This window comes from Aliinostoc maniaoense (assembly GCF_058172895.1).
The window spans coordinates 4739144-4752564 of record NZ_CP187952.1 but is presented as its reverse complement, the minus strand read 5'-3'; the positions used below and the strand labels follow the sequence as shown (position 1 = coordinate 4752564).

Genomic DNA, 13421 nt, shown 5'->3' with positions numbered 1-13421 from the left:
CAGCAATCAGTTGTGTTTGTTTAGGATAAAGAATAAGATTTTAAAACGCAGAGGTACGCGGAGTAAAGCGCAGAGGTACGCAGAGATTTGTGTCTCAGTAGAGTAGGAAAGGCTATTAGGGGATTTTTTTAGATAAGAATTAAGCTATATCTAGCAAGTTTTGTATTGGTTTGAAACTGGTATTTATTTTGAATTTTGAATTTTGAATTGATTCATCGTCATTAATTAAGTTAAATAACAGGAGATTTTCATGGCTGAAACTGTTGAGATTTATGACGATCGCCTGCGTGCAATTGTACCGCCTGATGCTTCACTACACAAACTAGCTAACGGTGCAGTCCATAGCGAGGGGCCTGTTTACTTTCACGAAGATGATAGTGTAATTTGGAGCGATGCTCATGGTAATCGTCTACTGCGCTGGAGTCCTACGGATAATGTGACAGTCCTGCGTGAGCCATCTGATTATCAAAGTGGTAATTATCGAGATTTAGAAGGGCGTTTAGTGGCGTGTTCGTCGGGTTTGCGTGGGATTATTCGCCGGGAACATAATGGAGAATGGCACGTTTTAGTAGACCGCTACCAAGGTAAACGTCTTAATAGTCCCAATGATTTGGTAGTGAAAAGCGATCGCACAATTTGGTTTACCGATCCGCCCTATGGTATCACTCAACCAAACCAAGGTTACGGCGGCGAACAGGAACAACCAGGAAGTTATGTGTATCGCTTTGATCCCTCAATAGATGAGATTTACCCTGTAATAACGGACATGGTACGTCCTAACGGACTGGCTTTTAGTCCTGATGAAAGCCTCTTGTATGTTTCCGATACGGCTGCCTTTAATATTCCAGGTGGGGCGCATCATCTTCGGGTGTATGATGTTGTGGATGGTCGATGGGCAAAAAATGGGCGTGTATTCGCAGTCATTGAGCCAGGATTACCGGATGGATTTCGGGTAGATGAACACGGCAATATTTTTATTAGTTCCCAAGACAGTGTGCAGATATACGCTGCTGATGGTACTCGCTTAGGCAAAATTCTCGTACCGGAGGTATGCGCTAATCTGACTTTTGGTGGACAAGAGCATCAACGCCTGTTTATCACCGCAGGCAAATCTTTATATGCTATTGACCTAAATACCCGTGGTGTACAGTTATGATTTATCAATTTGTACTGGGTATAGTGATTGCACTATGGATGATACCGCAGGTTTTTCTCCTAGCCGTAGTTAATTATCCCTTCCTCGGCCCCCATCTATTCAGTTCTCTGGTTTATGCCTATCCTGGCGGACTCGCAGGATTAGCTCTTTTACTATTGAGAGTTAGTGTTGGCGGTTTGTTTTTGATTCACGGCTACCCCAAGGTACTGCATATTAGGCGGTGGGCTGACTCCATCAATACACCTGTTTTTCTGTGCATTATCTCTGCATGGTCGATGTTAGGTGGTGGCTTGTTCTTAATCATTGGATTACTCACACTTTTAGCGACTTTACCAATTTTGGCTTCGATGTTGTTCGCCATGTTGTTGCACCTGATTCAAGGTAAGCCTTTTGTAGCCACAGATCCTTACCTAATTCCCCAAGATCAGTACAAAGGCCCTTTAGGAAAAGGTGAACCACCGAGTTGGGAAAAAGCGTTTATGTACTGTGTGATGTTGATTGCGATCGCAGTTTTAGGCCCTGGTGCTTATTCACTAGATGCAGCGATTTTTGGACGATGAACGCTACAGTCGTTTATCTAGCGTACTCCTTAGCCTTGATTAACCCTTTTTGCTAACTCAGTTTTTAATTGAATCCGCCGCCAAAGGTTTGCCACAATAGCCAAAGATTTAACCCGACAATAACAGTTGCCACACTTCCAGCTAATACTTTCAGCCAACGGGGATTCACAAACTCACCCATAATCCGGCGATCGCTGGTGAATATAACTAAGGGAACGACGGCAAAAGGTAGTTGCAAGCTCAAAATCACCTGACTCAAAATCAGCAGATTGGTTGTGCTAGCTTCCCCAAACAATAAAATTGTGACTAATGCTGGAACAATTGCCAACAAACGAGTCACTAAGCGACGCAACCAAGGCCGTAAGCGCAATCGCAGAAAGCCTTCCATGACAATTTGCCCAGCCAAAGTTCCAGTTAATGTAGAGTTTTGACCAGATAATAATAGTGCAAATGCAAATATCCCACTGGCTACTGGTACACCCAATGTAGGAGACAGCAATTTGTAAGCATCTTGGATTTCAGCTACTTGATGATTTCCTGAACTGTGAAAGGTGGCTGCGGATAAAATCAGAATTGCAGCATTAATAAATAAAGCAATTGTCAATGCAATGCTGGAATCGATTGTACCAAACCGGATGGCTTCCCGCTTTTGCTGTGCATTTTCTTGCCAGCGACGAGTTTGCACAATTGACGAATGTAAATAAAGATTATGAGGCATCACCGTTGCCCCCAAAATCCCAATTGCAATATAAAGCATTTGGGGGTTACGCACTATCTGGGAATTAGGGACAAAGCCTAGCATAACATCCCCAAAATTGGGCTGAGAAAACATAATTTCCGCCGTAAAACACCCGAAAATCAGCGTAATCAAGCTAATAATAACTGCTTCAATATAGCGAAACCCTTTAGTTTGCAACAGCAACACCATGAAGACATCGACTGCTGTCACACATACACCGATCGCTAACGGAATACCAAACAATAATTGTAGAGCGATCGCACTTCCTAAAAGTTCGGCTAAGTCGCAGGCAGCGATCGCAATTTCACAAAGCAGCCAAAGGAAAAAACTTACACGGTGATGAAAATAGTCCCGACAGGCTTGTGCTAAATCTTTTTTGGTTGCTACACCTAAGCGTACACATAGCGATTGCAATAATACCGCCATCAAGTTTGATAGCAAAATTACGCTCAAAAGAGTGTTACCATACTTAGCTCCTCCCGCCAAATCGGTAGCCCAGTTTCCAGGATCCATATAACCCACCGCTACCAAGTATCCAGGCCCCGCATAGGCTACCAGCTTGCGCCAAAAATTTGCGCCTTCGGGAACGGGGATACTCCGATAGACTTCCGGTAAGCTAGGCGGATCTGACGCAGATACCTTTTCGGTAAGTTTTTTCATGTTTTCTTGATTTTCATAATTTTTTCATAATTCTATATTATTCTCATAATGTTTTCATATTTTGTTGAGTTAGTGCAAAAACTCTGCATATCCAGCTTGCCGTAGGATATTGGAGGATGTTTGAGTGATGTATCAAATCAGTTGAGATCCCCTTAAATCCACAACATTTGCTTCCAGATCATTTGTAACTCTGAAAACTTGGTTTACGAACTTTGACGGGATGATGAAATAATGTGTAGCCGAGATTTTTTACCCAGTCGAGAATTAAAAGCAATCCTAAAGAATAACCCCAAACTATAGCCGCTAAACCCCAGCCAATCGGCGACATTAGCCCGAAACCAAATATTGCCACTAAACTAGCAATAATCTGCGTCCCAAAAATAGCTAATAGTAAAATATTGGCTGGTTTGTCCGTCCAGAATAATTTTCTGGTGCGGGTGACAAAGATGGTTAAATGTCCCGCCACTGAAAGTTTTAAATAAACTAGGGTTTGTAATGTGGCTGGATTCAGTTTTAGTAATTCTTTACCTATGTAAAAAATGCCAAAAGAACCAAATACACTGGCAATACCAATTAAGGTAGAAACACCCAAAACGACAAGCATATCCCAGGTAGCAGGTTTATTTTCAGGAATTGCTCTATCGTAGGCGATCGCTAAAATTGCCCCATCATTCAGTAAAGCCAGCAACACGATCATAATCGCTGTCATTGGATAAAAATTAAAAATTAAAATTGACAGCGTTAAGAAAATTAAAATATCAATTGTCTCGGCAATTCTATATAAAACATAACTATACATTCGTTGAAAAATTTTGCGACTTTCTCTCACAGCATCAGCAATGACAGTTAATCCTGGTGCAAGTAAAACGATATCAGCCGCAGCACGCGCCGCATCAGTTGCACCAGAAACGGCAATACCGACATCTGCCTTTTTCAAAGCTGGCGCATCGTTGACACCATCCCCTGTCATACCGACAATATGACCTTTTTGTTGTAGTGCTTCGACGATGTAATATTTATGTTCAGGAAATACTTGACCAAAACCATCAGCTTGCATCACCGCATCAGCAAGCTGTCCCATTTGGTGGGTATCGCTGGTTTTAAATAGCTTGGCATTTAAAATATTAGTACCTAAACCTAATTGCCGACAAGTTTCTTTAGCGATCGCTACTTGATCTCCTGTGAGCATTTTTACTTTCACACCCAAGCGTTTTAAGTCTGCAATCACAAATTGCGAATCACTTCGAGGCGGATCAAATAGGGGTAAAACGCCAATAAATTGCCAATTACCTCCAGCATTAGTTCTGGCGACACCTAACGCCCGAAAGCCCCGTTTAGCAAAATTATCAATGCTTTTATTCACAGAGGCTTCAATCTCAGAGCGATTAGCAACTAAAGCTAAAATTACCTGGGGCGCGCCTTTACTGACTTTAAATTCTTGTCCGTCACCTGTGGAAATAGTTGCTTCTGTACGTTTAATTACTGGATCAAAGGGTAAAAAACGTGTCACCTGATAATTATGCAGTTGTTGTTTATCCTGCAATCCTGCCAGAATTGCCCGATCAATTGGATCTTCCTCGAAATTGTGGGAAGCTAGAACAGCTAACAAAATTACTTGCTCAGGAGTGAAATTATCCAAACTAACTGGTTCACCTAAAGTCAATTGATTTAAGGTGAGAGTCCCAGTTTTATCGGAGCAGAGAATATCCATCCCCGCAACTTCTTCAATAGATTCCAGACGACTAACAACCGCTTGTTTTTTCGCTAAGGCTCGCGCCCCAATCGCCATCGTGGCAGATAATACAGCTGGCATAGCTACCGGAATCGAAGCCACAGTCAAAACTAAGACAAATCTTAAGATGTGGAGTAAGCTATCATGCCGATAAAGAGCCACAAAGACAATTAACACCACCAGCACGAAAGCAGTAGCAATTAAAAAGTTACCAATCTTGAGGATGGTTTGCTGGAAGTGACTGGGAATAGCACCAGTATCTACTAAGCTGGCGGTTTTACCAAAAAAGGTATTTGCACCTGTGGCATAAACCAACCCATCAATTTCGCCTCGTTTTAAAACTGAGCCAGAGTAGACAGCATCCCGTGTTTCCCGTGTGACTGGTAGAGACTCCCCAGTTAAAGCCGCCTGATCAACTTCGACAGAATCACCCGCCAACAATTTTGCATCAGCCGGGAGAACATCACCAATTCGCAAGTGAATGATATCTCCAGGGACTAACTCACGGGCTGGAATTGTTAGCCATTGTCCCTCGCGCTTCACACGGGCATTGAGAGCAAGTTGAGCTTTGAGAGCTGCGATCGCATTTCCCGCCTCAAATTCTTGCCAAAAACCAATGACACCATTACCTACCAACAAAACTAAAATAATCGCAAAATCTACCCAATCTCTTACCAAGGCTGACAAAATCACAGCCACTTCAATCATCCAAGGAATCGGCCCCCAAAAATGAGAGAAAAACTGCTCAACAACACTGGTTTTTTTCTCAGTTAGTTCGTTGTAACCGTAGCTAGAAAGACGACGCTGGGCTGCTTCGTGAGTTAGTCCCTGTTCTAAAGAAGTTTTTAATTGAGCTTGTATTTCTTCAAGGCTCAGGTTGGCTAAATCATTATTATTATCAACTGAAGGATGAGATTTATGTTTCATTGTTTTCACACAGCGATTTTTTGATGAATCAGTCTCACTCAGCAATTAACAATATTGCGTGTCCGTCAGGATCTTTAACTAAACAACCTTGTTTGTAAGGAAATAAATCATCTGCAAATTGTACAATCCTCGGTGAGACAAACTGAACCCCGTTCTGCTGTAACTTATCTACTAGTAACTCAAGATTATTCACCACAAATTCAATTTGCACTCTCGCAATATCGCAACTTTTCCAGTCACTCGGTATAGGACGACCCTTTCCCGGCACAATATAATCTAGTAGTTCAATTCCTATACCATCTTGAACAGGACGCAAAGCTGTAATTTTAACTTCTGCTGCGGGTAAGTTATCTAAGCGAGTTTGAGTTTTACGCCAGTTGAGACTACGGCTATCAATTTCCATTCCTAAAAGGTCGCGGTAAAAGTGTAGACTTTGTTCGGTGTTGGAAATGGCAGTTGCACTATGATCAATTCCTAAAAATAACCGATTTGTATTTTGATGCCATTTATCTTTTCCCTTATCAGGTGGAAACCAAATTAACTCTAAATCATGTCCGTCTGGATCTTTAAATTTGAAAGCGCGGACACCACCAGAAGCTTCATTTTCAGGTGGTATTGTTTGGGGAGAAACAGAAATAGGTGTTATGGGAAATGAGCGCAAGTGATTATAGGCGCGCTCCATATCACTTACTACAATTGCTAAATGTTGAAACCACAAATCATTACTTTGGGAATCGCTGGGTATGGGTTTTCCTTCTACGTTGAGATATTCCATTAACTGGATGATTTCATCACCTAGTCGCAAAGTGACAATGCGAATTTTTGCCCCTGGTACACCTACTAAGTCACTGTAATTTTGTTCTTCAATAGTGATATCTGAAAATAACTCAAAACCTAGTGCTTGTGTATAAAAATTCAGAGACTGATTACAATCTGTGACTGTTAAGCCAATAGCTCTAATTCTTTGTACTTGTATATGGGGTTGAGTCAGCATATTTAACCGCCTTTGTACTGAAAATATATTTAAACGCAGAGGTACGCTAAGTAAACGCAGAGTGACGCGGAGTTTTAATTAAGTAGTAGGTTTTTCTTCATCACCTAAGATTTTTAATAATTTTCTGGCTACTAAAATACCTATGATTCCAGCACCAACTATTTCCACTGTTTGTATGACTTTTTTACCAACTTCATGAGGGTCTATATGATGATGAAAAATTTCTTCGTCTAGCCATTCTGTTGTGGCTTCAAAGTCATGAATTGGGGTCGGTAATAGGGTTAAATATGTGCCTTGACGAATTAAATGTGCGGGTTCACCTGCAACTTCAAAAATATTAAATAAGTTAGCAGCAGCATCATTTAAACCCAATTTCAAAAGAGTTCCTCGGATATTTACTTTAGTTGGTTTGGGATCTTCTCCGAGAGCAAGTTTTTTCAAATTTTGAGCAATATTCGCTCCTTGTTGATAAGCAACTTGGGCTGTAGGCGGTAAGGAAGTATCTTGAACGGCTGCACAATCACCACCTGCAAATACTTCTGGAAAGTCGAGTAATTGCATTGTGGGAGTTACTAAGGGACGACCATGATGATCTCGATGTTCTGGGGAAATGGGTAAGTTTTGTATTAAAGGATGGGTAGAAGTGCCAGCAGTCCAAATTGTGGTGTGTGTTGGTAATATTTTAACTTCATTATTATGCTTCAATTCAATGAAATGAGGGTGAACATTAGTGGCTTCTGCACCTGTAATAATTTCAATTTTTACGGTACGTTTTTGTAATTCTTTTTCCGCAATTTGGCGCAGTAAATTGTTAATATCACCCGCTAAAATTTCTTGACCATGATTGAGAAGAATCACGCGAATTTCAGCCGAATTTCCTCCTAAAGCTGCATACCAATGAGGGAGAAAATCTGCTAAAGTCGCCGCCATTTCTACACCACTAGGTCCACCACCAACTACAACTACTGTTAATAGCTTTCGGCGTTGTTCTATCTCTGGGGTTTGCACTGCTTTATGTAGACACTCGCGTAAGTGTTTATCAAGTGCGATCGCATCGGCTTGTGTCCAAAAAGGAAAGGCGTTTTCTTCTGCACCTTTAACATGATGATAGCCAGTAACACTACCCAAAGCTAAGACTAAATTACTGTATTTATAGACATCACCGGAAACTAATTTTACTTGCCTTTGATGTAGGTCTATAAATTGCACTGTATCTTGAATAAAAATCACACCACTCCTGTGAAGTAATTCCGCAAAACGTGGTACTACTTGAAAGCTATCCATCTCGCCATCGAAATATTCATAAAGTAATGGCTTAAAACAAAAGCGTTCATTTTTATCAATCAAAATTACCGAGCGGGGATAGTGTGCATGAGCTAAATGTAATGCCGTAAATAATCCGGTAAAACCACCACCGACAATTACAGTTTGATAAACTGGGATGTTCATAAAACTCTATTAGGGACTGGGGATTAGTGACTGGGGATTAGGAAAGAAGTAATTTGCTATATAAATAAAAAGAAAGCAATGAGAATAGCACTGAGAAAAAAAGCGAAGATAATTGCATATTCAACTCTGCGACTCAAAAAGCCTACAGCAGTAATTAAGGCGATCGCTAGCCCCAAAATGCCAATATACTGCTCTTTTTGTAAACCTCGTGCAATCAGTTGATCTTGGTTTGTACCCCGTGCTGGAGCTTCTTCAATTGGTCTAGTAGATGGTAATTCTTGTGCTAGTAATTTCATGTTAAATTTTGAATTTTGAATTAATTTATGCTTGCCATAAATAAAGCAGTGAAAACAGAAAAACCCAAACTATATCAACAAAATGCCAAAACAAAGTAGTCGCACTTGCGCCAAAGTGACCTTTATCATAATTTCCTGGAATGAAAGAACGACCAAGCATAGTTACTTGGAGAATTACACCCGCAAGAACGTGTAAACCGTGGAAACCTGTTAATACGTAAAATGTAGAACCAACTAATCCGGTACTTAACCCAAAATCTAACTTACTCCATTCAATTCCTTGACCGATTAAGAAGAAAGTTCCCATACAAATTGTCATCACCCACAGCCAGCGAAATTTCTTTAATCTGCCATGCTGGAGAGAATTTTCTGCTGGTTGAATCACAAAGCTACTTGAAAGTAAAACTACCGTGTTAACAATCACAAGGGTAGATAATTCCGGCCCCGAAATTCCCTGTGGTAGCCAATTTCCTGAATGCGTTAATCGCAAAGCAACATACGTAAAAATAAAACTCAAAAAAATGATGCTTTCTGATAGTAGAAATACGACAAACCCAAAAATTGCTTTGCCATGATGATCTTCAGCTTTACCACCACCACTAGGCAAAAATCGCTTAAGCCAATTCGGTAGATTTTTCCGCCACTTTTCAAAACGGATAGGACTTTCATCTATATAAATAGTACGACGGTTCATATATTCAGTCATCAGTTATCAGTTATCAGTTCGTAGTAAGGACTTTAGTCCTTATCAGAGGACTAAAGTCCTCTCTGCGAGACGCTGCGCGAACACTACGAACTTTGAATTTTGAATTTTGAATTGATTCATCTTTCCCATATTTCTCTGCGCCTCTCTTCTGCTGACTCATTAGGTTCTATGACTGAATATTTAGGATCTCCGTAGTCGTAGGGTGGTCTTTTCACAACGGGAATCTCTGCAAAGTTATTGTGTGGTGGCGGTGAAGTTGTCATCCATTCCAATCCTGTGGCCAGCCAGGGATTATTAACTGCTCTCTGTCCGTATAATAAAGAACCCACCATGTTGGCAATAAAGGGCAGTGTAGATACTCCCAGTAAAAATGCACCTAAACTAGCAACAATATTCCATCCTTGATACTCTGGTTCATAGGAGGAAATTCGGCGTACCATTCCTTGTAAACCTAGTGCCAGCATGGGGAAGAAAGTTAGGTTAGCACCAATAAAGGTTAACCAAAAATGCACTTTGCCCCAGCCTTCGGCGTACATCCGTCCGGTAATCTTGGGAAACCAGAAGTAAATGGCGGCAAAGATTGCCATTGTGATGGTGTTAAACACAACATAGTGGAAGTGTCCCACCACAAAGTAAGTATTGTGGACGTGAATATCAAAGGGTACTGCTGCCAGCATCACACCAGTGACACCACCGAGCAGAAACATGGCTGCACCTCCCAAGGCGAATAGCATGGGTGTCTCTAAGTGCAGCTTGCTTTTCCAAACTGTAGCCGTCCAACCAAATGCTTTCACACCAGTGGGTACAGCAACCAACATGGAAGTAAACATAAATAATATCCGCATCCAGCTAGGGGTAGCACTGGTGAACATATGATGCACCCATACGAAAATGCTAACTATAGCAATGCCTAAAGAAGCAACAGCTAATGAGCGATAGCCAAATAAAGGATTACGGGAAAATGCTGGCAGAACTTCGGCAAAAATACCAAATGCTGGTAATGCCATGATGTACACTGCCGGGTGGGAGTAGAACCAGAACAAATGCTGATAAATGATGGGGTCGCCATTCTCTAAGGGTTTAAAGAATTGCGTGCCGAAATTGAGATCAAATAACAGCAATATCAATGCACCTGTGAGGGAAGGTAAATTCACTAGCTGTAACAACTGCGCGCTGAGAATTGACCAAACAAACACAGGCATTCGGAAGAAGGTCATACCTGGGGCGCGCATCCAAAAAATTGTCGATACAAAGTTAACAGCCCCCATAATGGATGAAATGCCGATAATGACTAAACTAATAATCCAAATAAATTCACCGTTAATCGGCTGACCAGGCGGAATTTGCAGACTAATGGGCGGATAAGACCACCAGCCAGATTGTGCTGTACCATTGGGCAGAAAGAAACTAGATAGTAATAAAACACCCCCTACTGGAATCATCCAAAAAGAAATGGCATTGAGGAGAGGAAACGCCATATCTCGCGCTCCCAACATTAGCGGCACTAAGTAATTAGAAATACCTGCATTAAACGGGATAATCCACAGAAAAATCATGATTGTTCCATGCAGGGTAAATAAGCCGTTATATAGAGGACGATCTAGCAAATTTGATGGCGGTGTAATCAGTTCAGCACGGATGAGCATCGCCAAAAGTCCGCCAATCAAGAAGAAAATGAAAGTCGTCACCATGTACTGCACACCGATAACCTTATGGTTGGTGTTAAAGGTGAAGTATTTTTTCCAGTTATTTTCCGGCTCGTTTTGAGATGTTGCTTCTAGAGAGTCATGTGTCATTAGTAACTTTCCTTTCCTTGGCTATAATCTCTTGACTGGGTGCGACAGTATACCAGCCACTTTTAAATAGAGTTTTTGGCGGTTGATTATATTCAGCAATTGCTTGATTTTGATTAGTCGGAGGTTCTTGTTCGGCTTGAGCAAGCCACTGGTTATATTTTTCTAAAGTTTCAACCTGTACATTGGCATCCATCAAAGCAAAGTAAGTGCCGCTAAATAGAGCATCTTTGAGTGTGTATTTACCTATGCGAGTGGGTGTAACTATAATGTCTATGTCACGTCCAGGGACAACATACTGCTGTAAGCGAAAATCAGGGACGTAAAAACTATGAAGTACGTCTTTTGCGTGCAGATTTAGGCGAGTACGATGATTTACAGGTAAGTGTAATTCATGACTGATGACATTATTGGCATAACGGAAAGACCAATCCCACTGCTTGACGAACACATCCACACTTTCGGCAGCAGGTTTAGGTTTGTCATCACTTGATACGGCATAAGCTGGTTGAGATTCCCAAGGTGTCAGCAAATGCACAATTTGTTGTAAACCCAGAATATTTAATTGCTGATAAATATTGAGTCCTTGAAAAGCCAACCACAATACTAATACAGTTGGCACAGCCGTCCATAAAATTTCTAACTTGATATCTCCTCTGGATGGGTGTCCTTCACTGTAATCATTTGCGGGTGCGCGAAAGAATAAGACTGAAAATAGCATCATCCCCGCCAGCCCAAGAATAATAAACGCACCAATTGAAACTAAGAAGCTAAATAAATCATCTACTTTTTTCGCTTCTGCGGTAGCTTCAATAGGCATCCAAGCATAAGACATCTCCCCAATCCAATGGCTGAGAACGAGTAATACGGCAATAAAACCAGCTATTAATAAATATTCTAAAAATTTAGCCATAAATTTTCTAAATTATCATCTATTTAGGCAGTAAATTTGGGTCTACCCCCTCTTGGACTAATTTAGCCGCAGTCACATGAATGCCAAACTCTCCACCTAATTGCCCTCCTAAAGTTCCGTGGACATACAAAATACCCAGCATCCCAATACCTACCAACAAGTAGCACCACTGCACCTGTATGGCAGCATCTTTGCGCCAACGGTAGCGTTGCACACCTCGCCACACTGTCATGGCGACAATAGCACCCAACAATACAACACCACCCAAGCCATGTAAAAGCATTGTCCAAGAGGCATTTAAGCCCCAATCACTCTTTTGATCAATTGGTGGGTTGGCTAGTAGTAACTCGAAAAAACCAAATCCAACGGTGAAAAAAGTTACAATAGCCGCCCCTAGTAGGTTGTACCAGCCAACATTGAAGAAGCCAGAACGAATGGCAGTTAAACCCAAGAATTTAAAGATGGGTTTTTCTATGGGGAAAATTGCTCCTGCTATGTCAAATAAGATGGCAATAATAAATAAGCCCAATGTCAGATGCACTAATAGCGGATGTATAGGAATTTCGTAGGGCAATCCATTAACGCCTAATCTCAGTCTTAATTGCTCAATTAGTTGGGAGTTCATCGAAACCTCTGGGTCTGAAACCCCGTCCTTTTAGGACGGCTTTGTGCTAAACTTAAGTACATACCGAGGGACATCCGGGAATTTAAGTCTGTGGAGCAAACATAAGACCGAAAAACCTTTGGGGTAGAGGCAGTTGCTAAGAAGCAGAAATCTAAGCCGTGAGACTTAGAGAATCCTTGTACCTTCAGGTCAAGGAGTATGTCAAGGTGATATGCCTTGCCTCATAGCCTCAACAACAGGCTCAACGTGCAACCCGTAGACCCAAAACAGCTTACTTCCTAGATATACTTGCAATAACACTAGACAAACTAAGAATGTAGCAACGCCGAGGTATGCGGGAGGCAGTTTGAGGGGGTTGCGATCGCGCAGCACAAATCGCCAAGCAGTAATTGCCGCTACGATCGCTCCCAATGACCAACCCATAACGGTGTGAAAATTCAAGGTAGGCTGGACGGCTGGGTAAATGTTCGCCAAACCTGCTTCCAACTGCCCAAAAATGATCGCCACAAAAATAGCGATCGCCGCCACAAACATATTCCAAAAACCAACCTCTAACAAACGCACATTGTGAGCAAAATACCCCACTACATCACAAAAAAACGAAAACAACACCATTGCAATTACAAAATGCACAACGATGGGATGAATGGGATCAGGATATGGCAGGTTCTCACTATTTAACTGTAGAGCAAGCATGAAGCTCTCCTAAATCTTAGGACTTCTTGAGAAATAGGCTAAAAGTTATAGAAATTATCCAAGACGCTCAAACACACAATTCCACAATTATTACTTGCAACTAACAAATACAAAACAAATTCTCTAAAACACATCTTTCTTAAGATTGAGATTAATATCATAATTCACTATATTT

At 41.3% G+C, this 13421-nt stretch carries 12 protein-coding genes; 2 read left to right on the top strand and 10 right to left on the bottom strand.

Annotated features, from left to right (window positions below):
- The first annotated feature begins 250 nt into the window (after positions 1-250).
- Positions 251-1156 carry an SMP-30/gluconolactonase/LRE family protein gene (locus tag ACPZ3T_RS20540; RefSeq protein WP_490271313.1) on the top strand — a complete coding sequence of 302 codons (906 nt, stop codon included), beginning with the start codon at positions 251-253 and terminating at the stop codon, positions 1154-1156.
- Positions 1153-1716, top strand: coding sequence for a DoxX family protein (locus ACPZ3T_RS20535; RefSeq protein ID WP_490271311.1), 564 nt, complete (start codon positions 1153-1155; stop codon positions 1714-1716). Before ACPZ3T_RS20540 ends, ACPZ3T_RS20535 begins: the two co-directional genes overlap by 4 nt.
- A 64-nt stretch (positions 1717-1780) precedes the next feature.
- On the opposite strand, the gene ACPZ3T_RS20530 is transcribed toward ACPZ3T_RS20535, so the two are convergent.
- From ACPZ3T_RS20530 to ACPZ3T_RS20485, 10 genes are all read right to left on the bottom strand, one after another.
- Entirely contained in the window at positions 1781-3115 is a 1335-nt protein-coding gene (locus ACPZ3T_RS20530) for an Nramp family divalent metal transporter (RefSeq protein WP_490271309.1), read from the bottom strand.
- A 178-nt stretch (positions 3116-3293) separates the two neighbouring features.
- A complete protein-coding gene (locus ACPZ3T_RS20525; protein ID WP_490271307.1) occupies positions 3294-5774 on the bottom strand; it encodes a plasma-membrane proton-efflux P-type ATPase in 2481 nt (826 codons plus the stop codon).
- Positions 5775-5808: 34 nt separating this feature from the next.
- The gene (locus tag ACPZ3T_RS20520; protein WP_490271305.1) at positions 5809-6768 is read right to left on the bottom strand and encodes a VOC family protein; all 960 of its coding nucleotides are present in this window, start codon (positions 6766-6768) and stop codon (positions 5809-5811) included.
- Positions 6769-6846: 78 nt separating this feature from the next.
- Positions 6847-8217: an NAD(P)/FAD-dependent oxidoreductase gene (locus ACPZ3T_RS20515; RefSeq protein WP_490271303.1), complete on the bottom strand. Its 1371-nt coding sequence runs from the start codon at positions 8215-8217 to the stop codon at positions 6847-6849.
- Between the two features lie 56 nt (positions 8218-8273).
- A complete protein-coding gene (locus ACPZ3T_RS20510; RefSeq protein WP_490271302.1) occupies positions 8274-8513 on the bottom strand; it encodes a hypothetical protein in 240 nt (79 codons plus the stop codon).
- Positions 8514-8538: 25 nt separating this feature from the next.
- Positions 8539-9207, bottom strand: coding sequence for a cytochrome c oxidase subunit 3 (locus tag ACPZ3T_RS20505; protein WP_490277298.1), 669 nt, complete (start codon positions 9205-9207; stop codon positions 8539-8541).
- Positions 9208-9335: 128 nt separating this feature from the next.
- Positions 9336-11015, bottom strand: coding sequence for a cytochrome c oxidase subunit I (locus tag ACPZ3T_RS20500; RefSeq protein WP_490271300.1), 1680 nt, complete (start codon positions 11013-11015; stop codon positions 9336-9338).
- Complete coding sequence (locus tag ACPZ3T_RS20495) at positions 11005-11925, bottom strand: cytochrome c oxidase subunit II (protein WP_490271298.1); 921 nt, start codon at positions 11923-11925, stop codon at positions 11005-11007. The genes ACPZ3T_RS20500 and ACPZ3T_RS20495 overlap by 11 nt, the downstream gene beginning before the upstream one ends.
- Positions 11926-11944: 19 nt before the next feature.
- Positions 11945-12550 carry a DUF2231 domain-containing protein gene (locus ACPZ3T_RS20490; protein WP_490271296.1) on the bottom strand — a complete coding sequence of 202 codons (606 nt, stop codon included), beginning with the start codon at positions 12548-12550 and terminating at the stop codon, positions 11945-11947.
- Between the two features lie 201 nt (positions 12551-12751).
- The gene (locus ACPZ3T_RS20485; protein ID WP_490271295.1) at positions 12752-13246 is read right to left on the bottom strand and encodes a DUF2231 domain-containing protein; all 495 of its coding nucleotides are present in this window, start codon (positions 13244-13246) and stop codon (positions 12752-12754) included.
- Positions 13247-13421 lie beyond the last annotated feature (175 nt).